The organism is Qipengyuania sp. HL-TH1 (assembly GCF_036365825.1).
GTDB classification, from domain to species: domain Bacteria; phylum Pseudomonadota; class Alphaproteobacteria; order Sphingomonadales; family Sphingomonadaceae; genus Qipengyuania; species Qipengyuania profunda.
In genome coordinates, this window is sequence record NZ_CP142675.1 from 1867844 (window position 1) to 1892404 (window position 24561).

17 protein-coding genes are annotated in these 24561 nt (G+C 64.4%); 9 read left to right on the forward strand and 8 right to left on the reverse strand.

The window, feature by feature from the left end:
• Positions 1–74: 74 nt before the first annotated feature.
• The 5 genes from VWN43_RS09850 to VWN43_RS09870 form a co-directional block, all read right to left on the reverse strand.
• Positions 75–1097, reverse strand: coding sequence for an aldo/keto reductase (locus VWN43_RS09850; protein WP_320181877.1), 1023 nt, complete (start codon positions 1095–1097; stop codon positions 75–77).
• Positions 1098–1128: 31 nt separating this feature from the next.
• The gene (locus tag VWN43_RS09855; protein ID WP_320181876.1) at positions 1129–1866 is read right to left on the reverse strand and encodes an SDR family NAD(P)-dependent oxidoreductase; all 738 of its coding nucleotides are present in this window, start codon (positions 1864–1866) and stop codon (positions 1129–1131) included.
• Between the two features lie 13 nt (positions 1867–1879).
• Complete coding sequence (locus VWN43_RS09860) at positions 1880–3022, reverse strand: acyl-CoA dehydrogenase family protein (protein WP_320181875.1); 1143 nt, start codon at positions 3020–3022, stop codon at positions 1880–1882.
• A 14-nt stretch (positions 3023–3036) separates the two neighbouring features.
• Entirely contained in the window at positions 3037–4014 is a 978-nt protein-coding gene (locus tag VWN43_RS09865) for an NAD(P)H-dependent flavin oxidoreductase (RefSeq protein WP_253522651.1), read from the reverse strand.
• A gap of 61 nt (positions 4015–4075) precedes the next feature.
• Positions 4076–4666 carry a flavin reductase family protein gene (locus tag VWN43_RS09870; RefSeq protein ID WP_253522648.1) on the reverse strand — a complete coding sequence of 197 codons (591 nt, stop codon included), beginning with the start codon at positions 4664–4666 and terminating at the stop codon, positions 4076–4078.
• Between the two features lie 198 nt (positions 4667–4864).
• Between VWN43_RS09870 and VWN43_RS09875 the strand changes: the two genes are divergently transcribed.
• Positions 4865–5596, forward strand: coding sequence for a 3'(2'),5'-bisphosphate nucleotidase CysQ (locus VWN43_RS09875; RefSeq protein WP_320181874.1), 732 nt, complete (start codon positions 4865–4867; stop codon positions 5594–5596).
• Between the two features lie 23 nt (positions 5597–5619).
• Here VWN43_RS09875 and VWN43_RS09880 read toward each other — a convergent pair whose 3' ends face one another.
• The gene (locus tag VWN43_RS09880; RefSeq protein ID WP_330767257.1) at positions 5620–6513 is read right to left on the reverse strand and encodes an HpcH/HpaI aldolase/citrate lyase family protein; all 894 of its coding nucleotides are present in this window, start codon (positions 6511–6513) and stop codon (positions 5620–5622) included.
• A 255-nt stretch (positions 6514–6768) separates the two neighbouring features.
• Here VWN43_RS09880 and VWN43_RS09885 point away from each other — a divergent pair, with 255 nt between their 5' ends.
• The 4 genes from VWN43_RS09885 to VWN43_RS09900 all read left to right on the forward strand — a co-directional run bounded on the left by VWN43_RS09885 (position 6769) and on the right by VWN43_RS09900 (position 11892).
• A complete protein-coding gene (locus tag VWN43_RS09885) occupies positions 6769–8268 on the forward strand; it encodes an MFS transporter (RefSeq protein ID WP_320181873.1) in 1500 nt (499 codons plus the stop codon).
• Positions 8269–8293: 25 nt separating this feature from the next.
• On the forward strand, positions 8294–9505 hold the full coding sequence (locus tag VWN43_RS09890) for an acyl-CoA dehydrogenase family protein (protein WP_253522636.1): 1212 nt from the start codon (positions 8294–8296) through the stop codon (positions 9503–9505).
• Positions 9506–9523: 18 nt separating this feature from the next.
• Positions 9524–10594: an acyl-CoA dehydrogenase family protein gene (locus tag VWN43_RS09895; protein ID WP_320181872.1), complete on the forward strand. Its 1071-nt coding sequence runs from the start codon at positions 9524–9526 to the stop codon at positions 10592–10594.
• A 77-nt stretch (positions 10595–10671) separates the two neighbouring features.
• Positions 10672–11892, forward strand: coding sequence for an MFS transporter (locus VWN43_RS09900; protein ID WP_320181871.1), 1221 nt, complete (start codon positions 10672–10674; stop codon positions 11890–11892).
• On the opposite strand, the gene VWN43_RS09905 is transcribed toward VWN43_RS09900, so the two are convergent.
• Both VWN43_RS09905 and VWN43_RS09910 read right to left on the reverse strand, forming a co-directional pair.
• Complete coding sequence (locus VWN43_RS09905; protein WP_320181870.1) at positions 11884–13110, reverse strand: TetR/AcrR family transcriptional regulator; 1227 nt, start codon at positions 13108–13110, stop codon at positions 11884–11886. The two genes, VWN43_RS09900 and VWN43_RS09905, sit on opposite strands and share 9 nt — an antisense overlap.
• Complete coding sequence (locus tag VWN43_RS09910; protein ID WP_320181869.1) at positions 13107–14843, reverse strand: class I adenylate-forming enzyme family protein; 1737 nt, start codon at positions 14841–14843, stop codon at positions 13107–13109. The genes VWN43_RS09905 and VWN43_RS09910 overlap by 4 nt, the downstream gene beginning before the upstream one ends.
• Positions 14844–15022: 179 nt before the next feature.
• On the opposite strand from VWN43_RS09910, the gene VWN43_RS09915 reads away from it, so the two are divergent.
• The 4 genes from VWN43_RS09915 to VWN43_RS09930 all read left to right on the forward strand — a co-directional run bounded on the left by VWN43_RS09915 (position 15023) and on the right by VWN43_RS09930 (position 24493).
• Positions 15023–16258 carry a serine hydrolase domain-containing protein gene (locus VWN43_RS09915; RefSeq protein WP_320181868.1) on the forward strand — a complete coding sequence of 412 codons (1236 nt, stop codon included), beginning with the start codon at positions 15023–15025 and terminating at the stop codon, positions 16256–16258.
• Positions 16259–16268: 10 nt separating this feature from the next.
• Positions 16269–18305, forward strand: coding sequence for a 3-hydroxyacyl-CoA dehydrogenase NAD-binding domain-containing protein (locus tag VWN43_RS09920; protein ID WP_320181867.1), 2037 nt, complete (start codon positions 16269–16271; stop codon positions 18303–18305).
• 161 nt (positions 18306–18466) lie between these two features.
• The gene (locus VWN43_RS09925; protein ID WP_320181866.1) at positions 18467–21244 is read left to right on the forward strand and encodes a TonB-dependent receptor; all 2778 of its coding nucleotides are present in this window, start codon (positions 18467–18469) and stop codon (positions 21242–21244) included.
• 276 nt (positions 21245–21520) lie between these two features.
• Positions 21521–24493, forward strand: a complete 2973-nt coding sequence (locus VWN43_RS09930) for a TonB-dependent receptor domain-containing protein (protein ID WP_320181865.1) — start codon at positions 21521–21523, stop codon at positions 24491–24493.
• Positions 24494–24561 lie beyond the last annotated feature (68 nt).

Sequence of the window (24561 nt, forward strand, 5' to 3'; positions counted from 1 at the left end):
GATGCCGCAGTCATGTGACCTGTTTGTGACCCGATTTGCGTGTTTGTAACACTTTGGGAAAAGCGCGCGATTTCCTATTCGGCGACCTGCGATAGCGACCAGTTGCGCGGCACGGTGGAGACCACGCCAACCAGGGTCTTGGGCAGATAGGGCTGCTCGAGCCGCGCGACCTCGTCATCGGTCAGGTTAAGGTCCATCGCGGCCACGGCTGCGGCGATATGGCCGTCCTTGGTCGCGCCGATGATCGGAGCGGTCACATCCTTGGCGAAGTGCCATGCCAGCGCGACGCTCGCGCGCGATACACCGCGGTCTGCGGCAATCGCGCCGACGGTGTCTACGATCGCGCGATCGGCGTCTTCCTGCTGGCGGTAAAGCATCTTGCCGAAGCCGTCGGTCTCGCTGCGCACGGTGGTTTCGTCCCATGCGCGGGCAAGCTTGCCGCGCGCCAGCGGGCTCCAGGGGATGACCCCCACGCCCTGATCGGCGCAGAGCGGCAGCATTTCGCGCTCTTCCTCGCGATAGAGCAGGTTGACGTGGTTCTGCATCGAGATGAACCGCGTCCAGCCATTCGCGCGGGCCACTTCCTGCGCCTTGGCGAACTGCCAGGCGAACATCGACGAGGCGCCGATATAGCGCGCCTTGCCCGCCTTCACGATGTCGTGCAGCGCCTCCATCGTTTCCTCGATCGGCGTGGCATCGTCCCAGCGGTGGATCTGGTAGAGATCGACATAGTCCATCCCCAGCCGCGTCAGGCTGTCGTCCACCGCCTGCATCAGCGCCTTGCGCGACAGACCGCCCGCATTGGGGGCCTGCTGCCAGGGCAGGAAGGCCTTGGTCGCGACCACGATCTCGTCGCGCCGCGCGAATTCGGGCAGCAGGCGCCCGATCACCTCTTCCGAGGCGCCGCGCGAATACATGTTTGCCGTATCGAAGAAGTTGATCCCCGCCTCCACCGCTTCGCGGATGAAGGGACGGCTTTCATCCTCGGACAGCACCCAGTCGCCGTGCCAGCCCTTGCTGGTGTCGCCATAACTCATGCAGCCAAGACACAGCCGCGACACCTTGAGGCCCGACGGGCCGAGATTGACATAGTCCATGATCGTATCCCCTTTCAGGAGCAGGCCGGTTTCAGGCGAGCGTCATTCCGCCATCGACCCGTATGGTCTGCCCGACGATATAATCGGCCAGCGGCGAGGCAAGGAACAGCGCCGCCCCGGCCATGTCCTGCGGGGTGCCCATCCGGCCGGCCGGTATACGCGCCACCGCGCCTGCCGCGCGCTGCTCGTTCTCGGTCGTGACCTTGGTCAGCTTGGTCGGAACGAGGCCCGGCGCGATGCCATTGACGCGGATGCCCTCCCCCGCCCAGGCCTGCGCGAGACTGCCCACCAGGCTGACCGCGCCCGCCTTGCTCGCCGCATAGGCCGGGTTGCCCAGCATGGCGTGATAGCCGCCCACCGAACTGACCACGATCAGCGATCCGCCCTGCTCGGCCAGCCGGGGGCGGACGATCCGCGCGCAATCCATCAGCGAGTTGAGATTGACCTCCATCACCGCGTCCCAGCCCTCGCGCTCGAACTCCTCGCGGCGATAGCGGACAGTGCCCTGGCACAGCACGACCACATCGAGCCGCTCGGGCAGTGCAAAGCTGGCAGTGGCGGAGGCGTCCGACACGTCGAGCCGGTGGAAGGTCAGCCCCGCCAGATCGCTGCCTTCGGAGGCCGCATAATCGGATGCCGCAGCGCGGGTTCCGGTGACATGGACCAGCGCCCCGTGCTGGCGGAAACCATGCGCAATGCCGTTGCCGATCCCGCTCGTCCCGCCAATGACGAGGACGGTCTTACCGGAGAAGTCGAGCGGATCGGTCATGCGGTATTGCTCCTCAGATCGAACGGCTGATCACTTCCTTCATGATCTCGTTGGTGCCGCCGAAGATGCGCGTGACACGCGCATCGCGCCACAGCCGGGCGATCGCATATTCGTTCATGTAACCCGCGCCGCCATGCAGTTGCAGCGCCATGTCGCAGGCTTCCCATTGCAGGTCGGTATGCCACAGCTTGGCCGCGCTTGCCTCGTCGGTGGTGAGCTCGCCCGCAAGGTGCTTCCTGATCGCCCAGTCGAGATGAGCCCAGCCGACCTGGATCTTCGCCTTGAGATCGGCGAGGACGAATTTGGTGTTCTGGAACTCGAACACCGTCTTGCCGAATGCCTTGCGGTCCTTGGTGAACTTGACCGCTTCGTCGAAAGCGCGCTGCGCCGCGGCCTGCGCGCCCACCGCGATACCCAGCCGTTCCTGCGGCAGTTCTTCCATGAGATGGATGAAGCCGCGCCCCTCGCCGCCGAGGATATTGGTCATCGGCACACGCACATCGTTGAAGAACAGTTCGGACGTGTCGGCCGAATGCTGGCCGATCTTGTCGAGATTGCGCCCGCGCTCGAACCCTTCGGTGCCTGCATCGACCAGCACCAGCGAGGTGCCCTTGGCGCCCTGCGCGGGATCGGTCTTGGCCACCACGATGACGACATCGGCGTTCTGGCCATTGGTGATGTAGGTCTTGGACCCGTTCACCACGAGGTGATTGCCGTCCTTGATCGCAGTGGTGCGGATGCCCTGCAGATCGCTGCCCGCGCCGGGTTCGGTCATCGCGATCGCCGAAATCACATCGCCCGAAACCATGCCGGGCAGGTATTTGGCGCGCTGTTCCTCGGTGCCGAGACGCTCGATATAATTCGCAGTGATATCGTTCTGCAGCGTGAAACCGGCGGAGCTGCCAAGATAGGACAGCTCCTCGCACAACACGCAATTGAAGCCGAAATCGAGGCCGAGCCCGCCGTTCTCTTCCTTTACCGTGGGGCACAGCATGCCCGCTTCGCCGAGCGCTTTCCATGCGCTGCGCGGGACGATCCCCTCTTCCTCGTGCTGGTCGAGATAGGGCGTCATGTGCTCGGCAAAGACCTTGCGCACGGTGTCGCGGAACGCCTCGTGATCGTCGTTATAGGCAGTGCGATGGCTGGTATCGAGCATGTCCATCTCCCTCCTCAGCTATCCAGGAAACCGGTGAGACGCTGACGGATGAGGCTTTCGGCCTCGGCCATGATGCCGTCGATCAGTTCCTTGCAGGTCGGGATGTCGTTGATGAGCCCGGCCACCATGCCGCACGACCACGCACCGGCATCCATATCGCCTTCGGTCATGATCCGCGGATAGACGCCCGCGACTTCCTCGATGATGTCCTCGAACTTGAGGTCGGCGCCCAGCTTGCGTTCCTTTTCCAGCAGCCGTTCGACGGCGTCATTGGTCATCACGCGTTCGGTATTGCGCAGCGGACGCATGACGAGCCGCGTGTCGAGTTCGCTCGCCGCGACGATCGCCTTCTTCACATTCTCGTGCACCGGCGCTTCCTGGGTGGCGATGAAACGCGTGCCCATGTTCATGCCTTCGGCGCCCATCGCGAGGCTGGCGACGAGGCTGCGCGCATCGGCCATGCCGCCGCTGGCGACAAAAGGAATGTCGAGTTCATCCGCCGCGCGCGGCAGCAGGATCATGTTGGGAATATCGTCTTCGCCCGGATGCCCGCCGCATTCGAAGCCGTCGACGCTGACCGCATCGCAGCCGATCGACTGCGCCTTGAGGCTGTGCCGCACGCTGGTGCATTTGTGGATCACCTTGACCCCGGCGTCCTTGAAGAAAGGCAGCACCTGCGCGGGATTGTTGCCCGCGGTTTCGACCGCCTTGACGCCGCCGTCGATGATCGCCTTGACCAGGCCGGGATAATCGGGCGCGTTGACCGTCGGCAGGAAGGTCAGGTTCACGCCAAAGGGCTTGTCGGTCATGTCCTTGCAGCGCGCGATTTCGTTGGCGAGCTTTTCGGGCGTGCCGAGCGTCAGCCCGGTGATGATGCCCAGTCCGCCCGCATTGGAGACCGCCGCGGCCATTTCTGCAAAGCCGACATAGTGCATGCCGCCCTGGATGATCGGATGCTCGATACCGAACATTTCGGTGATGCGGGTTTTCATGCGCTGTGCCTCTTCCCTTGGTTGCTTTTCGCAACGGGTATCGGCGCGAGCGCGCTGAGTTCTAGCGCTTCGCCAAGGCTTCGAGCGCGGCCAGCAATTGGGCACCGCTCGCCGTAAGGGAAAGTTCCTCGCCGCTGCGCTCGGCCAGGCCCTCGCGCTCGAGGTCGTCACCGGTGGGCGCGCGCATGACGCGGCCATAGCGCCCGCCGTGATAGATCAGCGGCTCGACCTCGCGGCGGTCGAAATCGACCACTTCGCCGAGGAAGATCGCATGGTCGCCGCCTTCATATTCGAACCGTGCGGTGCAGCCGAAGCGGGCGGCATAGCCATCCAGTTGCGGGGCGCCCTCGGGCCCGTCGGGGCAATCGATCCCGGCAAACTTGTCCTCGCCGGGGCGGGCGAACAGATCGGACATGGGTTGCTGGTCGGCGGCCAGCACATGGACCGCCCAGCTGGATGCGTCGCGGAACACCGGCAGCGTCCCCGAGCGCAGCGACAGGCTCCACAGCACCATCGGGGGATCGAGGCTCACCGAATTGAAGCTGTTCGCGGTCAGCCCGAACGGGCGCCCTTCTGCGTCGCGTGCGGTCACGATGGTGACGCCGGTGACAAAGCTGCCGAGCGCATCGCGGAATGCCTGAGGATCGAACATGCCCGACCCAGCTAGTCCCGCCCCGCGCTTTGGGCAAGCATCGGCACGCGTCATTGCGCAGACTTTTGTCGCTCGGGAACGCATCCCTGCAGCATTGCTGTCGGCCGATTTCGCAACTGCAACATATCGGGGCTTCGCAAGGCTGCCCGTCTCTGCCATGTCGGGCGCCAGATTTTTGGACCTGGGGAATTTACCACGATGACCGACGCCGAACTCGCCGCCCACCTCGCCAACGTGGCGGGCAAGATCCTGATCGAGGTACGCGAGAGCGGGATGTTCGCGGGCAAGGCGCTGGGCAAGGCCGGCGACGAGACCGCCAATCAGTTCCTCGTCCATGCACTGCGCGAACAGCGGCCCGAGGACGGCTTGCTGAGCGAGGAAAGCAAGGACACCGACGAACGCCTGTCGAAAGAGCGCGTCTGGATCGTCGACCCAGTCGATGGCACGCGCGAATATGGCGAGGCGCGGACCGACTGGGCGGTGCATGTCGCGCTATGCGTGAACGGCAAGCCCGAAATCGGCGCGGTCGCGCTGCCCGGTCTCGACGTGGTCCTGCGCACCGATGCGCCGGTCAAGGTGCCCGCAGCGGCGGAAACGCCGCGCATGGTCGTCAGCCGCACGCGCCCCGCTGCCGAAGCGGTCGCGGTGTCGGAAGCCATCGGCGCAGAACTGGTCGGCATGGGTTCGGCGGGCGCCAAGTCGATGGCAGTGGTGCGCGGCGAAGCGGAAATCTACCTCCACACCGGCGGCCAGTACGAATGGGACAGCGCCGCCCCGGCCGCGGTCGCGCTCGCGCACGGCCTGCACGCCAGCCGCATCGACGGCAGCCCGCTGGTCTACAACAATGCCGACACCTACATGCCCGACCTGCTGATCTGCCGCCCCGAATGGGCCGAGCGGGTACTGGAAGAGGTCGGCAAGCTCGGCTGAACGATTGCCGACCTGCCGGGGTGTCAGTCCTCGACCTGCGCCAGCAGCTGGCGGGCGCGCGACAGATGCGGACGGTCGAGCATGCCGCCCTTCCAGCCGATTGTCCCCGCTGAGGGATCGGCTTCGAACAGCTCGACGATCTCGCGCGCTTCGGCGATCTCTTCTTCGCTCGGAGTGAAGGCTTCGTTGATCACCGGCACCTGCGCGGGGTGGATCGCAAGCATGCCGCGATAGCCCTGGCGGCGCACCTCGATCGCGCGCTTGCGCAGCGCTTCGAGGTCGCGGAAATTGGTGTCGATGGTTTCAACCGGGACCACTTCGGCCGCCGCCGCGCCCAGCAGGCACAGACTGCGCGCCAGCTTGTAGGTGAAGGCGAAATCGCCGTCGAAATCCTTATTGCTCTGCGCACCGAGCGAATCGGCGAGGTCTTCCGCGCCCCAGGTCATTGCGGCAAGCCGCGGTGCACCGCCGTAATCGCCGGTGGTAAACATGGCGGCGGCGGTTTCGGTGACCAGCGCGATCACCGGGGTCGATCCGGGCGCGATGCCGTTTTCCACCTCGAGCGCGGTCATCTGCCGGTCGAGTTCCTCGACATCGCCGCGCCCGCGCGATTTGGGCAGCATGATCCCGCCGGGCCGCGCGGGCATGATCGCGGCGAGGTCGTCCGCCGTCCATCCGCCGTCGAGCGGATTGATCCGCACCCAAAGCCGCGCGCGCTCTTCCGCGCTCTTGCCGGCGAGGAATTCGGCGATTGCGGCGCGCGCGCTGGCCTTGCCGCTCTCGACCACCGCATCTTCCAGATCGAACAGGACGATGTCGGCGTCGCCCTCGGCGGCCTTGGTCATTTTCTTCACGCTGTCGCCCGGGGCGAACAGCCAGCTGCGCATGCGGATTTGCGGTTGGGATGCTTCAGTCATCCGCGTGCTTGAGGCGAAACCCGCCCGCTGCGTCAAGCGCAAAGCGCCGTGCCGTAGCGTCCATGCGGTAGTGCTTGCCCGCTTTCGGTTGTCCGGTATGCTGCAACCACCCGGAGAGCGCGCGATTCCCACAGATTGGCGAACGCGCGGGGTGTGGAGAGGAGAGCAAGAGGTGCGGCACCAGCCCCGCCACAGGGATTGCGTTTATACGGCGCATTTTCCGAATATCGGGTATCCTGCATCGGGTCCGCGGCAGTGAACCGCGCCGATCCCGTAGCCGCGCCTGCCGTGCCGCGCCTCTCGGCGGCGACCCGCCTGGCCTATGGCACGGGGGCGATGGCCAACGGGGTCAAGAGCGCGGCCTTCTCCAGCTATCTGATGCTCTATTTCAACCAGGTGATCGGCGTGCCCGCAGGGATCGTCGGTACCGCGCTCGCTTGCACGCTGCTGGTCGATGCGATCGTCGATCCCTTCCTCGGCCGCTGGGCGGATGTCACGCGGACGCGGTGGGGGCGCCGCCACCCATTCATGTATGCCGCGATCGTGCCCACCGTCCTGCTGTTCTATTGTGCCTGGTTTCCGCCCGACGGGATGAGTCACATGCAGCTGGGCCTGTGGATCTTCGCCTTCGCTGCGGGGACGCGCGCCGCGATCAGCGCGTTCGAGATCAATTCTTCCGCCATGGCCCCCGAACTGAGCACCGATTATGCCGAGCGCACCCGGCTGTTTTCGCTGCGCTACTGGTTCGGCTATTCGGGCGCCTATGGCTTCACCGCCTTTTCGCTCGCCTTCATCTTCGTCGAAAGCGAGGCTTTCCCGCGCGGCCAGCTCAATCCGGCAAGCTACGAGAATTTCGCGTTGCTGGGCGCCGTGCTGATCTTCCTCGCGATGACGCTCAGCACGCTGGGGACGCACAACCGCGTCCCCTATCTGCGGCAGGCCGAAGACAGCGCGCCGATGCCCGCCAGCCAGCACTTGCGCGAAATGTTCGCGGCATTCCGCAACCGGGCGTTCCTGATCATCTTCGGTTTCGGCGTCCTCAAATACACCGCGGTCGGCCTCTACAGCGCGATGAACCTCTATTGGGGGACCTATCTGTTCAAGCTCAACGCAGGACAATTGGCGCTGCTGACGCTCGACAGCTTTCTGGCAGCGACCATTGCCGCCCCGCTGGCGCCCTGGTTCTCGAGGCGGATGGGCAAGCGCAACTCCAGCATCATCTTCGCCATCACCGGCATCACCATCGGCCTGTCACCGCTGTACCTGTCCTATTTCGACCTGTTCTGGGTGCCCGGCGACGCGCTGCTGGTGCCCGTCCTGTTCACCATCGGGGCGATCTATATGGCGATGATCGCGATCAGCCTGATCAACACCAGCGCCATGCTGGCCGATGTGGTCGAGGACAGCGCGATCGAAACCGGCAAGCATACCGCGGGCACGTTCTTCGCCGCATCCAGCTTCATGCAGCAATGTTCCACCGCGCTCGGCCTGTTCTTTGCCGGCTGGCTACTGGCGGCGGCGGAGTTTCCCGAACGCGCTGACCCCGCAACGATTGCCGAAGGGCTGGTGGACAGGCTGCTTGTCCTTTACATTCCCACGATCCTTTGCCTGTGGATTGTCGGCGCGCTGATCCTGCTGTTCTATCCGATCAGCCGCGCCCGCCACGAGCGCAATGTCGAAATCCTGCGCGCCCGCGAAGCCGAAGCGCGCGACCAGGTGCAAAGCAATACCCCGCTGGGCGGCCCTGCCCGGTAGGATGACACAAGAAAAGGAGAGGCCCATGGCAACCCAGCTAGAACCCGATGTCCACGCCGACGAGGAGGCGTTTCGCACCGAAGTGCAGCAATTCCTCGCCGCCCATTTCACCGACGAGCTCAAGGGCAGCGCCAATGCGCTGGCCGGGGTCGACGGCCCGACCGACGAAACGCCTGCGCAGACCAAATGGCGGGAAGCGGTGGGCGAACGCGGCTGGGGCACCCCGACCTGGCCCAAGGAATATGGCGGCGGCGGCCTGACCAAGGCGCAGGCGAAGATCGTCGACCAGGAATTCGCCAAGGCCGGCGCCTACAACCCGATCGGCGGCATGGGCGTGATGATGTTCGGCCCGACGCTGCTCGAATATGGCAGCGAGAAGCAGAAGCAGGAGCATATCCCGCCGATCTGCCGCGGGGAAATCCGCTGGTGCCAGGGCTACAGCGAACCCAATGCCGGGTCCGACCTCGCCAATCTGCAGACCTTCGCCGAAGACAAGGGCGACCATTACATCGTCAATGGCCAGAAGACCTGGACCAGCGGCGGCCAGTGGGCGGACAAGTGCTTCGCCATCGTCCGCACCGACAAGAGCGACAAGCACCGCGGCATCAGCTTCATGCTGATCGACATGGATGCCCCCGGCGTCGAAGTCCGCCCGATCACCATGATCAGCGGCACCAGTCCGTTCTGCGAGACCTTCTTCACCGATGTTAAGGTGCCGAAGGAAAACCTCGTCGGCGAGGAAGGCCAGGGCTGGACCATCGGCAAGCGCCTGCTCCAGCACGAGCGGACCAATATTTCGGGCGGCGGACGCCTCGCCAGCATGATGGGCCAGAGCCTTGGCGATATCGCCAAGAAATACGGCGAAACCGACGCCCAGGGCGAACTGGCCGACAAGGTCCTGCGCGACCGGATCGCCGATTTCGAAATCCGCTGGAACAGCTTCCTGCTCACTGCGCGCCGCGCGGTGGAGGAAAGCAAGGCGCAAGGCGGCGTGTCCGAAATCAGCTCGGTGCTCAAGAAGCTCGGCACCAAACTGAGCCAGGAACGCAGCGAGCTGCTGATCGAAATCCGCGGCCTGCAGGGGCTCGGCTGGGAAGGCGACGAATTCACCAAGGGTGAACTCGAAGCCGTGCGCGGCTGGCTCTTCGGCAAGGCCACCACGATCTACGGCGGCTCGACCGAAATCCAGAACAACATCATCGCCAAGCGTGTGCTCGGCATGCTCGATCACCAGTAAGAGAGGGGAGCACAGACAATGGCAGTTCTCAACGAAGAACAGGAAATGCTGCGCGACATGGCGCGCGACTGGGCGACCAATGAAAGCCCGGTGGCCGAATTTCGCAAGGTCCGTGCGGCCGGCGAGCCGCAGGCCTATAATACCGATGCCTATGCCACGATGGCGGAAATGGGCTGGGCCGGGGTGATCATCCCCGAAGCGCAGGGCGGCTCCGACTTCGGCTTCATGTCGGCAGGCCTCGTGGTCGAGGAACTGGGCAAGACGCTGACCGCCAGCCCGCTGGTCGCAACGACGATCGCCGCGAGCGCGATCATCCTCGGCGGCAGTGACGAACAGAAGGCCAAATGGCTGCCCAAGCTCGCCAGCGGCGAAACCGTGGCGACGCTCGCCGTCGATGAAGGCGCCCACCACGATCCTTCCGCGATCGAAGCCAGCGTGTCGGGCGGCAAGCTGTCGGGCAAGAAGGCGTTCGTCCACGAAGCGCATGGCGCCGATCTGTTCGTGGTCGCCGCCAAGGACGGGCTCTATCTGGTCGAAAAGGGTGACGGCGTTTCGCTGACGACGCGCAAGCTGACCGACCAGCGCAGCCATGCCGATGTGGCGTTCGACGGCGCCGCGGCGGAGAAACTCGAAGGCGGCGGCGACACGCTGCTCGACGATGTGCTCGACCGGGCGCGCGTGCTGGCGGCTGCCGAAATGCTCGGCATGGCGCAGCAGGTGTTCGACACCACGCTCGATTATCTGAAGCAGCGCGTGCAGTTCAACCAAGTGCTCGCCACCTTCCAGTCGCTCCAGCACCGCATGGCCGATCTGTTCGCCGACCTCGCGCAGATGCGCTCGGCGGTGGAAGCTGGCCTCCAGGCGGTCGATGGCGGCTTTGGCGTGGCCCGCGCGGCCACGGTCGCCAAGGCCGAGGCCAATCGCGTGCTGCACGTGATCAGCAACCAGGGCATCCAGCTGCATGGCGGCATCGGCATGACCGATGAATACGACATCGGCTTCTACGTCAAACGCGCGCGCGTGCTCGAGGCAAGCTGGGGTTCGACGAGCTACCTCAAGGACCGGTTCGCCAAGCTGGGTAGCTATTGAGCAAGACCTTCGACCCTTCAGGCGAAACAACGGAGGCGCTCCCGGACACGGATGTCTGGGGGCGCCATCGTGCTTTCATGGAGGACAACCTCCGGCGCAATTACGCGACCAATCTGACGCATGGCGTGTTCGGGATGACCGGCTTCCGCCTGATCTATGCGCCCACGATCATCCCCGCCTATCTCTATTTGTTGACCGGCAGCGCCGCCGCGGTCGGCCTCGGCACCGCGCTGCTGCAATTGGGCGGTACGGTGTCGCCGATCCTGTCGGGTGCCAAGGTCGAGAGCCGCAAGCGCATCCTGCCCTATGCGATCACCGTCGGTTCGATGATGCGCGTGATGGTGCTGGTGCTCGCTATCGCCGCATGGATGCTCGAAGGCACGGCGCTGCTGGTCGTCACGCTCGCCGCGTTCCTCCTGCTGGGCTTCTTCAGCGGTGCGCAGCGGGTGGCGTTCCAGATGCTGATGGCCAAGCTCATCCCGCTCGATCGGCGCGGGCGGTTGCAGGGGATCCGCAACATGGCCGGCGGGCTGATCGCCGCCGGGCTCGCGTGGGTCGCGGGGCATTATTTCATCGAACAGGAATGGCTCGGCAATGGCTATGCCACGACCTTCCTGCTGGCCTTCATCCTGACCTCGATCGGTCTCGTGGTGCTGCGGCTGGGCATTCGCGAACCCGATGCGCCGCGGCTACGCCCGCTACTGCCATGGCGCGAGCGGATCGGGCAGTTCGGCGAACTGCTCCAGCACCGCGATTTCCGCGCCTTCCTCGTCGCGCACGGGCTGGCCGCGATCGCCCGAGTCGGGCTGCCGTTCTGGACGCTGTATGTGGGGGACCGGCTGGGGCTCGACGGGGCGCTGATCGGTTCGCTCAGCCTCGCCTTCCTTGCCGCCGATACCCTATCCAATCTGGTCTGGGGCGCGCTGGGTGACCGGGTCGGCTTCCGCGCGGTCTATCTCGGCGCGCTGACCTGTAGCATCGCGGGCATGGCGCTGATGGTGTTCGGTGATGGCTGGCTGCTCTACGCCAGCTTCGCTGCGCTGGGGTTTGGCTTTTCCGGCTGGATGATGGCCGCGGTGACGCTGGTGCTCGAATTCGGCGAGCATGAGGATATTCCGATGCGGCTGGCGCTGACCACCACGGTCGAGGGCGGCGTGTCCTCGATCGGGCCGGTGCTCGTCGGGCTGAGCATCGCGGCGCTGGGCTATGCGCCCTTGATCGTTGCGGCCTTCGCCTCGCTGATCGCCAGCCTCGCGCTGATGATCTGGCGCGTGCGCGAACCGCGCAGCCTAGCGTGACGGCGCCAGCATTCCCGCGGACATGACCGACAGATAGGTCGCGATCGCCTGTTCGGGCCGCTCGAACCGTGCCGCCCAGTGCCGCGCTTCATAGGCCGAATTGACCGTCGACATCATCACCTGCCCCGCAATCAGCGGATCGATCGCGCGCACCGAACCATCGGCAATACCGTCGATCAACATCCCCGCAAACCGCCGCGCCAGCCGGTTCGAGCGCGTGACCACATCGACCTTTTGCCCGGCATCGAGCGCCTGCAGCGCGGTGGTGCGCAATAGCGGGGTGCGGTCGAAGAACTGAACATCGACCAGCTCGGCCAGCACGCTGGTCAGGCGGGTCCAGTAATCGGCTTCGATCGCCTGCCCCGCCATCTGCACCGACGACATGCGGTCGTAGCTCTGCTGGAAGCAGGCGAGCACGAGGTCGTCCTTGGCTTCGTGGTGGTGGTAGAAACTGCCCTTGGTGACATTGAGGCTTTCGGCGATGCGATTGACCGAGGCACCGCGATAGCCGCGCTCGTTGATGGTCACTGTCGCGGCGCGCAGGAACGCCTCGTTCTGGTTGGTCTCGTCACTTTCGGGGGTACGCCAGTTGCCCGCCAGCGGCTGCGGCGCGAAGGTCCCCTGCTGCGCGGGCAAGCCGTTGGCGAGCACATCGAACAGGCGTTCCTCGATGCGCGGGAAGTCGAGCACCGAATAGCGCAGTGACCACACCGGCCACCACATCACCGCCTCGAGCAGGATATGCGCGCGCGCCGAAAACACCGCTCGCTCGTCGCTATCCTGCCATTCGCCGAAGAAACGGCGCACCAGATCGACCACGCGCAGGTAATGCGCCATCAGCGGATCCTGCACTTCGGGATCGAGCGTGCGGATTTCGGACAGCGCGACCGTCAGCCCGCGCTCGCCCGCGCGGATCCGCTTCCGCAGCGCGACATGCGCGCCGATCAGATGCCGCAATCGCGCCGCCGGATCGGGCTGCGCCAGCGCCTCGCTCGCCATCTCCTCCATCAGCGACAGCGTCTGGTCGTAGACAGCGACGACCAGCTGTTCCTTGCGCGGGAAATAATAGGTCACGCTGGTGGCGTTGAGACCGATCGCACGCGCGACTTCGGCCAAGGTGGTCGCCTGCACCCCCACCTCGTTGATCAGCACTGCCGCGGCATGGACGATCGCCTCGCGCTTTTCGCCGAACTTGCGGGTCGCTGTCGGGCGGCTCATGCGAAGAACGCCCCGAGATCCTTCTTGAGGATCTTGCCATTGGCGTTGCGCGGCAGCGTGTCCTCGACGAACACCACGCGCACGGGCACCTTGAACTTGGCCAGCCGCGCCGCGACCCATTCGCGCAATTCGTCTTCGGTGGCGGACATTCCGGGGGCGAGGTGGACGACGGCTGCCGGTTCTTCGCCCAGAGTGGGATGCGCCAGTCCGATCAGCGCCGCGTCGGTCACCGCCGGGTGGTCGTAGAGCACGTTCTCGATTTCCGACGAATAGATGTTCTCGCCGCCGCGGATGATCATGTCCTTGGCGCGGTCGACGATATAGCACCAGCCTTCCTCGTCGAGCTTGGCGAGGTCGCCCGTGCGGACCCAGCCGTCGACGAAGGTTTCCGCGGTCGCCTCGGGGCGGTTCCAATAGCCCTTCACCACCATCGGCCCGCGCGCCCACAGTTCGCCAACCTCGCCCACGGGAAGCTCGGTCTCGCCGTCGTCGCCCACGATCTTGAGGTCGGCCACCCCCACCGGGGGGCCGCAGCTGTCGGGCCGGTTGAGATAATCCTCGGACGAATGGCCGGTCACCGTCGCCATGGTCTCGGTCATGCCCCAGCCATTGCCGGGCAGCGCGCCGAAGACCTCGTGGATCTTGCGCACCAGCTCGGGCGCGGCGGGCGCCCCGCCATAGGCAATCGCCTCGAGGCTGGAGAGATCGTAATTCGCGCGCTCGGGATGTTCGAGCAATTGCCAGGCGATGGTCGGCACGCCGCCGGTCAGATTGACCTGCTCGCGCTCGATCAGCTGGAAGGCCTTCACCGGGTCCCATTTGTGCATGAACACCATCGTATGACCCGCCGCGACATAGCCCATCAGCCCCGCCGAACAGGCGGTGACGTGGAACAACGGGATGACGGTCAGGCCGACCTTCTGCACCGGTGCAGGCAGTTCCTCACCGCGCCGCAAGGCGGCCATCGCGCCATTGTAGCCGCTCGACAGGATATTGGTGCACAGATTGCGATGCGTGCCCAATGCGCCCTTCGGCTGGCCGGTGGTGCCGCTGGTGTAGAAGATCGTCGCCTCGTCCTCGGGCTCGATTTCGACCTCGGGCAGTTCGGCCTGCGGCAGAGAGGCGTAATCATGCGGCGTGCCGAGGACATCCTCGAGCCGCTCCGCCCCATCGGGCGCGGCATCGCTACGTGACACCAGTACGGTCGCGAGATCGGGCAGCTCGGCCCGGTGCGGCGCAATCCGGTCCCAGCGCTCGGCATCGCACACCAGCAGCTTGGCGCCCGAATTGGCCAGGCCGAAGGCGAGCTCGGGTCCGGTCCACCAGGCATTGAGCGGCACGCAGATCGCCCCGATCGTCGTCGCGGCGAAAAAGGCCACCGGCCATTCGGGCAGATTGCGCATCGCCAGCGCGACACGGTCGCCCTTCTCCACCCCGCGGGCGCGCAATTCGCCCGCCAGCTGCGCAACCGCGCGGAACCACGCGTCATAAGTGACCCGCTCGTCCTCGTAGATCGCGAACAGGCGCTCTCCATGCGCGCGGCCCACCATGGCGACCTGCCGCAGGTTGGCGGGCGCGTTCTTCCATACCCTCGTGGGGACGCCGCGGATGTCGACCGTATCCATTTCGAACCGGGCACCCGGAGCGGTGAGGTAGTCGTGACATTCGGCCCTGGTCCTTGCCGGCCAGTCAGCCGGCGGCACGAACCCGATCGCGCGCGCGAGATCGCTCATTGCACTCCCCCTCGTTTCTCGCCTCCACGGGCGACTCTTTTCTCTCTCGCATCGGTCTAACCCCGCTTGCCCCTGCCACGCAAGCCGCCTTCGAAGTTAAGGTATGAGGGTGGCAAGAACAGATGAATTCGCTATTCGTGCAAAACCGAAGCATAGGTATGCGCGGAGAGGAGAGCAGGATGTTCGATCTGGCAGATGCCGGGGCGCTGGGTTTCGACGCCGACAGGCTGGGCCGAATCGCGCCCTTCCTGGCCAAGACCTATATCGACAATGGCCGCTTGCCCAATGCGCAGCTGCTGGTCGCGCGCGACGGGCAGCCGGTGCATTACACCAGGCTTGGCGTGATGGGCGACGACCAGCGCGAACTGCGCGACGATGCGCTGTTCCGCATCGCCAGCATGACCAAGCCGGTCACTTCCATCGCCTTCATGCAGCTGGTCGAACAGGGCCTCGTCGCGCTCGAGGAACCGGTCACCAAGGTGTTTCCCGAATTCGCCGACCTCGCGGTCTATGCCGGCGGCGGCGGGTCGATCCCCTTTGCGCCCGGCACGCCGACGCATGCGATGCGCTTCGTCGATCTGCTGACGCATATGTCGGGCTTCACCTACGGATTGCAGAACCGCAACAATATCGATGCGGTCTACCGCGAGCATAATTTCGACTTCGCCCGCGACCATCTCGACAGCGACGGCTTCATTGCGAAACTGGCCAAGCTCCCGCTCGAATTCGCCCCCGGCGAAGGGTGGAATTATTCGGTGTCGACCGATGTCCTCGGCATAGCGGTCGAACGGATCAGCGGGATGCGGCTGGGCGACTATTTCGCCAAGCACATCTTCGCCCCGCTGGGCATGGTCGATACGCATTTCGGTGTTGCCGAGGGGCAGAGCGAGCGACTGGTCGATGCCTATGCCTATCGCCCCGGGCAGGCGCCCAAGATGATCAATGCAGGCGCAACCAGCAAGCTCAACCGAGCGGGCACGTTCGACAGCGGCGGCGGCGGGCTGATCAGCACCATTGCCGATTACCACCGTTTCGCGACCATGCTGCTCAATGGCGGCGAACTGGGCGGCGCGCGTATCATCAGCCCCAAGACATTGCGGCTGATGCGGACTAACCATTTGCCGGGCAATGCCGACCTTACCGAAATGTCGAGCAGCCTGTTTTCCGAAGCCAACAATGCCGGCACCGGGTTCGGCCTTGGCTTTGCGATGGTGATCGATCCGGCAAAGACGCTGATGCCCTCCAGCCTCGGCGAATTCTACTGGGGCGGCGCGCATTCGACCGCCTTCTTCGTCGATCCGGTGGAACGTATCACCATGGTTTTCATGACGCAGGTTTACCCCTCGTCGACCTATCCCATCCGGCGGCAGCTCAAGACGCTGATCTATTCCGCCCTCACCCAAACCCACGCCTGAGGAGAACCCCATGACCTCCCCCATCCGCACCGAACGCCATGACAATGTCCTGGTCGTCATTTCCGACAATCCGCCGGTCAACGCGCTGGGCCAGGCCGTCCGCGCCGGACTAAAAGACGCAATCGAGGAAGCGCTGTCGGACGACGCCGTCGAGGCGGTGGTGATCCGCTGCGACGGGCAGACCTTCTTTGCCGGCGCCGATATCACCGAATTCGGCAAGCCGCCGGTCGGGCCCAATCTGCCCGAAACGCTCGACGCGATGGAAGCCAGCGACAAGCCGGTGGTCGCGGCAATCCACGGCACTGCACTGGGGGGCGGCTGCGAAGTCGCACTGGCCTGTCACTACCGTGTCGCCGTGCCGAGCGCGAAGCTCGGCCTGCCCGAGATCAAGCTCGGCCTGATCCCGGGCGCGGCGGGCACCCAGCGCCTGCCCCGGCTGGTCGGCGCCGAAGCCGCGCTGCCGCTGGTCGTGGGCGGCAATCCGATCCCGGCCAAGAAAGCCGAAGCGATCGGGCTGGTGGATGCGCTCGTCGGCGCGGACAGCCTCGAAGCCGATGCGATCGCCTTCGCCAAGTCGAAGATCGGCCAGCCGGTCCCGCGCTCGTCGGAAGGCAAGGCCAATGAAGACGGCGTGCGCGATCCCGACCTGTTCGACCGCTTCCGCGCCTCGCAGGCGCGCAAGATCCGCGGCTTCGATGCCCCCAATGCCGCGATCGCCGCGGTCAAGGCGGCGGGTGAGCTGTCCTATGAGGACGGCGTCAAGAAAGAGCGCGAGCTGTTCATGGAGCTGATGAGCGGCACGCAAAGCGCCGCCATGCGCCATTATTTCTTCGCCGAACGCGCGGCGAACAAGATCGATGACGTGCCCAAGGATACCCCGCTGATCCCGATCAAGAAGGTCGGCGTTATCGGTGCGGGCACGATGGGCGGCGGGATCGCGATGAATTTCCTGTCCGCCGGCATCCCGGTAACCATAATCGAGATGGCGCAGGACGCGCTCGACCGCGGTACCGGCGTGATGCGCAAGAATTACGAAAACACCGCCAAGAAGGGCCGCATGACCGGCGAGCAGGTCGAACAGGCGATGGGCCTGCTGACCCCGACGCTGTCCTATGACGACCTTGCCGATTGCGACCTCGTGATCGAAGCCGTGTTCGAGAACATGGACGTCAAGAAAGAGGTCTTCGCCAAGCTCGACAGCGTGGTGAAGCAGGGCGCGATCCTGGCGTCGAACACCAGCTATCTCGATGTCGACGAGATCGCCACCGCGACCAAGCGGCCGGGCTATGTGGTCGGCCTGCATTTCTTCTCGCCCGCGAACATCATGAAGCTGCTCGAGGTCGTGCGCGGCAAGGAAACCCGGCACGATGTGCTCGCCACGGTGATGAAGCTGGCCAAGAAGATCGGCAAGGTCGCCGCCGTGTCGGGCGTGTGCCCGGGCTTCATCGGCAATCGCATGCTCTCGAAACGGCAGGAACAGGCCAATGCGCTGATCATGGAAGGCGCCAATTACTGGGACGTCGATGACGTGCTGCTCGATTTCGGCTTTCCCATGGGGCCGTTCCAGATGGGCGACCTCGCAGGGATCGACATCGGCTGGCACCGCGACCCGAGCAAGGTCACCACGATCCGCGAGGCGCTGTGCGCGGCAGGCCGTTTCGGGCAGAAGAACGGCAAGGGCTTTTACGATTACGACGAGGCGCGCAACCGCACCCCGTCGGACGAGGTCAAGCAGATCATTGCCGATTTCGCCGCGCGCGAAGGCAAGGAGCAGCGCGACATCTCGAAGGACGAGATCCGCGAGCGGCTGCTCTATCCGATGGTCAACGAGGGCGCGAAAATCCTCGAAGAAGGCATGGCGCAGCGCGCCAGCGATATCGATGTCGTGTGGATCAACGGCTACGGCTGGCCGCTCTATACCGGCGGGCCGATGTTCTGGGCGCAGACGATCGGCCTGGACACGGTGGTGGCAGGGCTGGAGCGCTATGACCTGCCGGTCAGCGCCCATCTGCGGTCGGCCGCGGGAGGCAGCGGAAAGTTCGCCTGATTAACCAGGAATCTGCGACAATTTAGAAACGCCGGTATGCAAATCCGTCGAACGGGCAAGTCGTTCGTCCGCTGCGTCTTGACAGCGCACGGATGGCGGGTTTGAAACGAAAAAAACATAAATGGGCGCGGCAGGGGCCGGGTCCGGTGAGAGGAGAAAATATGAGACAGTTCGGTTTACGCCACCAATGCGCCTTCGGCGCGCTCGCCTGCGCACTGGCCCTCACCCCGGCCATTGCCCAGGCGCAGGATACGACGACCGCAAGTTCCGAAGAAGCGGACCTAATCGACAATGCCGATATCGATAGCGGCAATGTCATCATCGTCCGCGCGCAGGGCCGCGACCAGGCGCTGTCCGATGTCCCGGTGGCGGTCTCCGCGGTATCCGGCGAAATGCTCGAAAAATCGGGCGTCTCCGACATTCGCGACCTCAACCAGGTGGCCCCGTCGCTGCTGGTCTCCTCGACCGGTAACGAAGCCAATGGCTCCGCGCGTATTCGTGGCATTGGTACGGTCGGCGACAACCCCGGCCTCGAAAGCTCTGTCGCGGTCTTCGTCGACGGGGTTTATCGCTCGCGCTCGGGTAACGCATTGTCCGAACTCGGACCGCTCGACCGGGTCGAAATCCTCCGCGGCCCGCAGGGTACGCTGGGCGGCCGCAACTCCTCGGCCGGTCTGATCAACATCTACACCGCCCCGCCCGAGTTCGAATTCTCGGGCTACGGCGCCTTCACCTATGGCAATTACGACGCGATCAAGGTCGAGGGCGGGATCAACGCACCGCTCGGCGATACGGTCGCCGCGCGGATCGACGGCGTCTATTTCGAGCGCGACGGTTTCTACAACGATGTCGTCAACGATGTGCGGATCAATGACCGCGACCGCTATCTGGTGCGCGGCCAGCTGCTGTTCGAACCGACCAGCGATCTCAGCATCCGCCTCGTCGGCGACTATTCGAAGAAGGACGAGGCCTGCTGCGCCGCAACCTTCGTCCAGCCCGAATTCGCGCCGCTGGCGCGCGTATCGCCCGGGCTCGATTCCTTCGCGCGTCCCAATGGCGGGCCCGCACTGACCAGCACCGACAATCCGATCGTCCCGATCCTTCTGGGTCTGGGCCAGGATCCGCGTGCGCTGACGCAGTCGACGTTCAACCGCGATATCTACGTCACGCCGGGCCGGACCTATCAGGGCGAAACCGAGGACTGGGGTATCTCGGGTGAGGTCAACTGGGACTTCGGCGATGTCACGCTGACTTCGATCACCGGCTATCGCCAGTATTCGAACACGCAGGCCTCCGACACCGACTACACGCAGGTCGACCTGTTGTATCGCGCCCCCGGACCCGATGCCGGCGCACGTGAATTCAAGACCTTCACGCAGGAGCTGCGCCTGAACGGCACGGCCTTCAACGATACGCTCGATTGGCTCGTCGGCGCCTATTACGCCAATGAGAAGCTGGAAACGCGCGACAATCTGCGCTTCGGCAATGATTACGGCACCTTCGCCAATTGCCGGATCGTGCTGGCGATCAATCCGGCACTGGCCAATCCGTCGGCAGACAATTGTTTGGGCGCCAATGTCGCTGCACTGACGGGTGCCAATGGCGGCGCTGGCGCGTTCGGTGCGGCGACGCCGCTGATCATCGCGGGAATGAACAATCTCGCACAGGTCCGCGACATCGGCAGCACGGGCGATCGGTACAACCAGACAAGTGAGAACTTCGCCGTCTTCACGCATAATATCGTGCATGTCACCGACACGGTCGATCTGACGCTTGGCCTTCGTTACACCAACGAAACCAAGGATTTCCGCGCCGCATTCAGCAATGACAACGTGTTCTGCCCGCAGAGCCGTGCGATCCTCAACCCGTTGCTCGTACCGTCGGTCGATACCGACGGTGACGGTGTGGCCGACCTTGCTCCGCTTGGCGGGCTCGCAGGCGGCCTGATCTCGCTGTCCTGCCAGGGCAATTCGACCGCCGAGCTCGACGGTGTGACGCTGGCCGATACACGTGACGAAGACGAGTTCACCGGCACGGCCATCCTCAGCTGGAAGCCCGATCCCGACTGGTTGGTCTATGGCTCCTTCTCGAAGGGCTACAAGGCCGGCGGCTTCAACCTCGATCGGTCGGCGCTCGCCGTGCCGGTGGCTTTCGATGCCGCCACGCTCAACCCGACCGCGCTGCAGTTCGACGCCGAAACCGTCGATGCCTTCGAAGTGGGCGTGAAATATGCCGCCCGCGACTGGGGCTTCAGCATTGCCGGGTTCCGCCAGGAGTTCTCGAACTTCCAGCTGAACACGTTCAATGGTTCGGTCTTCCTGGTGCAGAACATCAATGGCTGCGACAGCGACCTTGGCGGGGCCGACCGCGATGCGGATGGCACCACCGGCGCCTGCGCCGCGGACAACGTTGCCCCGGGCGTCATCGCCCAGGGTTTCGAGTTCGAGGCTTCGCTCAGCCCGATCCGCGACCTGACCATGACCATGGGCGTCACCTATTCGGACACCAGCTACGAGGACAATCTCGTGGGCCAGGACAATGGGTCGCCGCTCGATCCCGCGCTGCGGCTGCTTCCGGGCGACAATCTGTCGAACGCCCCCGAAGTGACCGCCACCGCGTCGCTGAGCTGGACCCCGCCGATCGGCAATTCGGGTCTCTCGGGCCTGTTCTTCATCAATGCCCGCACGACCGACGATTACAACACCGGGTCGGACCTGCTGCATGGCAAGGAACAGGATGCCTATACGATCGTGAACGGTCGTATCGGGATCACCGGGCCGGACCGTCGCTGGGGTCTCGAGCTGTGGGCGAACAATCTGTTCGACGTCGATTACACCCAGGTCGCGTTCAACACGCCGTTCGTGGCACCGCAGCAGACCTATTCGGCCTTCCTCGCCGAGCCGCGGACCTACGGGATCACGGTGCGCGCAGGCTTCTAAACCGCGTTCATCGCGACAAGCAGGGGCCCGGCATCACGCGATGCCGGGCCCCTTTTGCGTGGATGCCACCTAAGCGTCTGACGAGGCTGGAAAACAATGGATTTTCCGGTTTCCGCTACGGCACCGATATCATTGAGCAATTTCGAAAAAGCGGTACGAGCACGCGCGACAGATTTCCTAATATTTACCCCTATCCCTTGACATAAAGGCAAAGAGGGCATTGAATTTCGATTGGAAGGTACGCGGACAAAAGACGTACCCCCGAGGGAGAGACCAATGACCAGATTCACTTTACGCCACAGTTGCGCGCTCGGCGCACTTGCGATTTCGGCTCTGTCGGCGGGCCCTGCCCTCGCCCAGGCGGAGGTCGAAACTGCCGGAGCGGCGAACCAGAACGACAACCGCATCATCGTTACCGGCTCCTATATCCGCGGCACGCCCGAGGATGCGGCGCTGCCGGTGGACGTCTTTACCGCCGACGATCTGGCCGAGCAGGGCGTCGACAGCCCGCTCGAATTCATCAAGGAACTGCCCTCGGTCGGCGCCTCGCTGGGCGACACCAACCAGTTCTCCACCGACGCGCAGGGCTTCCAGGGCGTCGGTTCGCTCAATTTGCGCGGCCTCGGCCCGCAGCGCACGCTGGTGCTGCTCAATGGCAAGCGGACGATCCTGACGCCGGGCGCCGGGTTCGTCGATACGCAGCTGATGCCGCTGTTCGCGCTCGAACGGATCGAACTGCTCAAGGACGGTGCCGGGTCGACCTATGGTTCGGATGCGATCGCCGGCGTCGCAAACTTCATCACCCGCTCGACCTTCACCGGCTTCGAACTGCAGGGGGATTACAATTTCATCGACGGTTCGGACAACAATTACAGCCTCAGCGCGCTGGCCGGCTTCGAGTTCGCCGATTCAGCGAATTTCGTGATTGGCGCAGGCTGGCAGCACCGCAGCGAATTGGGCTCGATCGAGCGCGACTTCGCCAATGTCGGCTACGAGACCAATCCCTCGGCCTATTCGGCGCTGGCTACTCCGGGGCTGTTCGCGGTCAGCTATTTCGATACCGGCACCGGCACGGTGAACACGCAGGTCAGGCCCGACGTCGGGTGCGAAGACCTCGGCGGGACGGTCGACATCGGTCGTTGCTATTTCACCTATGTCCCGTTCGACAACATTACCGAGGACGAGGACCGCTATCAGGTCTTCGGCGAACTCACGATCGACCTCAGCGATACGATCCGCTTCCAGGCCGACGCGCTCTATTCGCGGAGCGAGCTTACCTCGCTCAACTATTCGCCGGCATTCCCACCGACGCAGGGGCCGCGCGGGTCGGGCTTCGTCAGCGCGTTCACGACCTCGCCCGCGAACCCGGGCGTGGCGGCCTTCCTCGACCAGGTCGGCCTGCCGCAGAGCTCGCCCACGGCCCCGATCGTCGCCGTCACCAACGTGCTCTATCGCCCGTTCGGCTTTCTCGGCAATCCGCTCGACCCGGATCGCGGTGCCGGCACCGGTGGTGCGGTCAACGATGCCTTCCGCTTCAGCGGCGGCTTCGAATTCGCGCTCAGTGATACGCTCACTTTGAACGTGGATGGCACGTTCTGGGAATCGGATCGCGAAGCCTATGCCCCCGGCATCATCGGCTCGCGCCTGCAGGCCGCGCTGAACGGCTTCGGCGGTCCCGATTGTACCGGGAGCACAGCGGGCGAGAATGGCTGCCTGTGGTTCAATCCCTTTGCCAATGCCGGCCCCGGCAACGGGACGTTCAACATCGACAATCCGTTCTACGTCCCGGGTAACGAGAACAGCCAGGAGCTGGTCGGCTGGCTGCAGGTACCCAACGGCACCCGCGAACAGGAATCGCAATTCGTGTTCGACATGGTCCTCGCGGGCGAAACCGGAATCCAGCTGGGCGGCGGTCCGCTGGCCTTCGCCGTCGGCACCCAGTTCCGCGATACGCGCTATTCCAGCGATCCGATCATCCCGGAATCGAATCTCGACATCAATCCGTGCTTCGTCGAGGGCGACCAGAGCTGTGTCGGCACCACCACCGAAGGGGTCGGCCCGTTCATCTTCCTCGGCGGTTCGCGCCCGGTGAAGCTCAAGCAGGACGTCTATGCGTTCTTCGCCGAAGTAAACGCGCCGATTACCGACCGGCTCGAACTGTCGGCGGCCGTCCGCTTCGAGGATTACGGCAGCCCGATCGGTTCGACGATCAATCCCAAGGGCTCGGCGCGCTTCGAAGTGACCGACTGGCTGACCCTGCGCGGTTCGGTAGGCACCACCTTCCGCGGCCCGCTGGCATCGAACGTGTCGCCCAACTTCGTAACCGCACTCGAAGGCTTCACTGCGGCAGGCGGCAATTACAAGTCGAAGGACATCTACGGTAATCCGACCGACCTCGATCCCGAAACCGCCTTCACCTACAACATCGGCGCAATCTTCTCGGCGCCAGTCGGCGGCGGCGATCTGACCCTCTCGGTCGACTACTGGTCGATCGATCTAAAAGACCGCATCACGATCACGCCGGGCAATGCGATCGCGAGCTATGTGGGCAATTTCCAGACCACCGGTCAGGAAGAGGTCGACTGTTCGAGCCCGCTGGTCAATCTGGTTACCTTCTCTAACAATCAGTGTATCCAGGGCACCACGCTGGGGATCGACATCAGCCGCGTGCGGACCGATTTCGTCAATGGTCCGGACGTCAAGATCGCCGGTCTCGATTTCGCCTTCGATGCGGAATTCCCGTTGGGCGACAATGCCGAGCTGGGCTTCGGTGCCAATGCGGTGTGGAATCTCGATTACAGCTTCGACGATTTCATCGTGCAGGATGTCAACGTCCAGCCGGCCTATGATGCGGTCGGTTTCGGCAATTACTTCCGCGATCCGAACACGGTGCCGGAATGGCGCGCGAATGCCTTTGTCCGGCTTGGTTTCGGCGATTTCAATGCGCGCTATTCGGTCCAGCATATCGACGGCGTGACCGACGATCGCTGCCTTACCCGCGATCCCTGCTTCAGCACGGCCGGCGGTGTGGGGACCAACTTCGGTGTCGAGAGCGGCTCGTACACGCAGCACGATTTCTCGGTCACCTACGACCTCCAGCTTGCAGGTGCGGATGTGCAAATGCAGGCATCGGTCGACAACTTCACCGATGCCGAACCGGCCGAGGCGCAGCTGCCGCTGGGCTACAACCCGTTCATCGGCAATGCCATCGGCCGCAACTATCGTCTTGGTATCCGGACCCGCTTCTAGGCGGTTCCGGCACCACCAGTTACGAAGGGCCCGGGGCGCAAGCTTCGGGCCCTTCCCATTGCTCACAA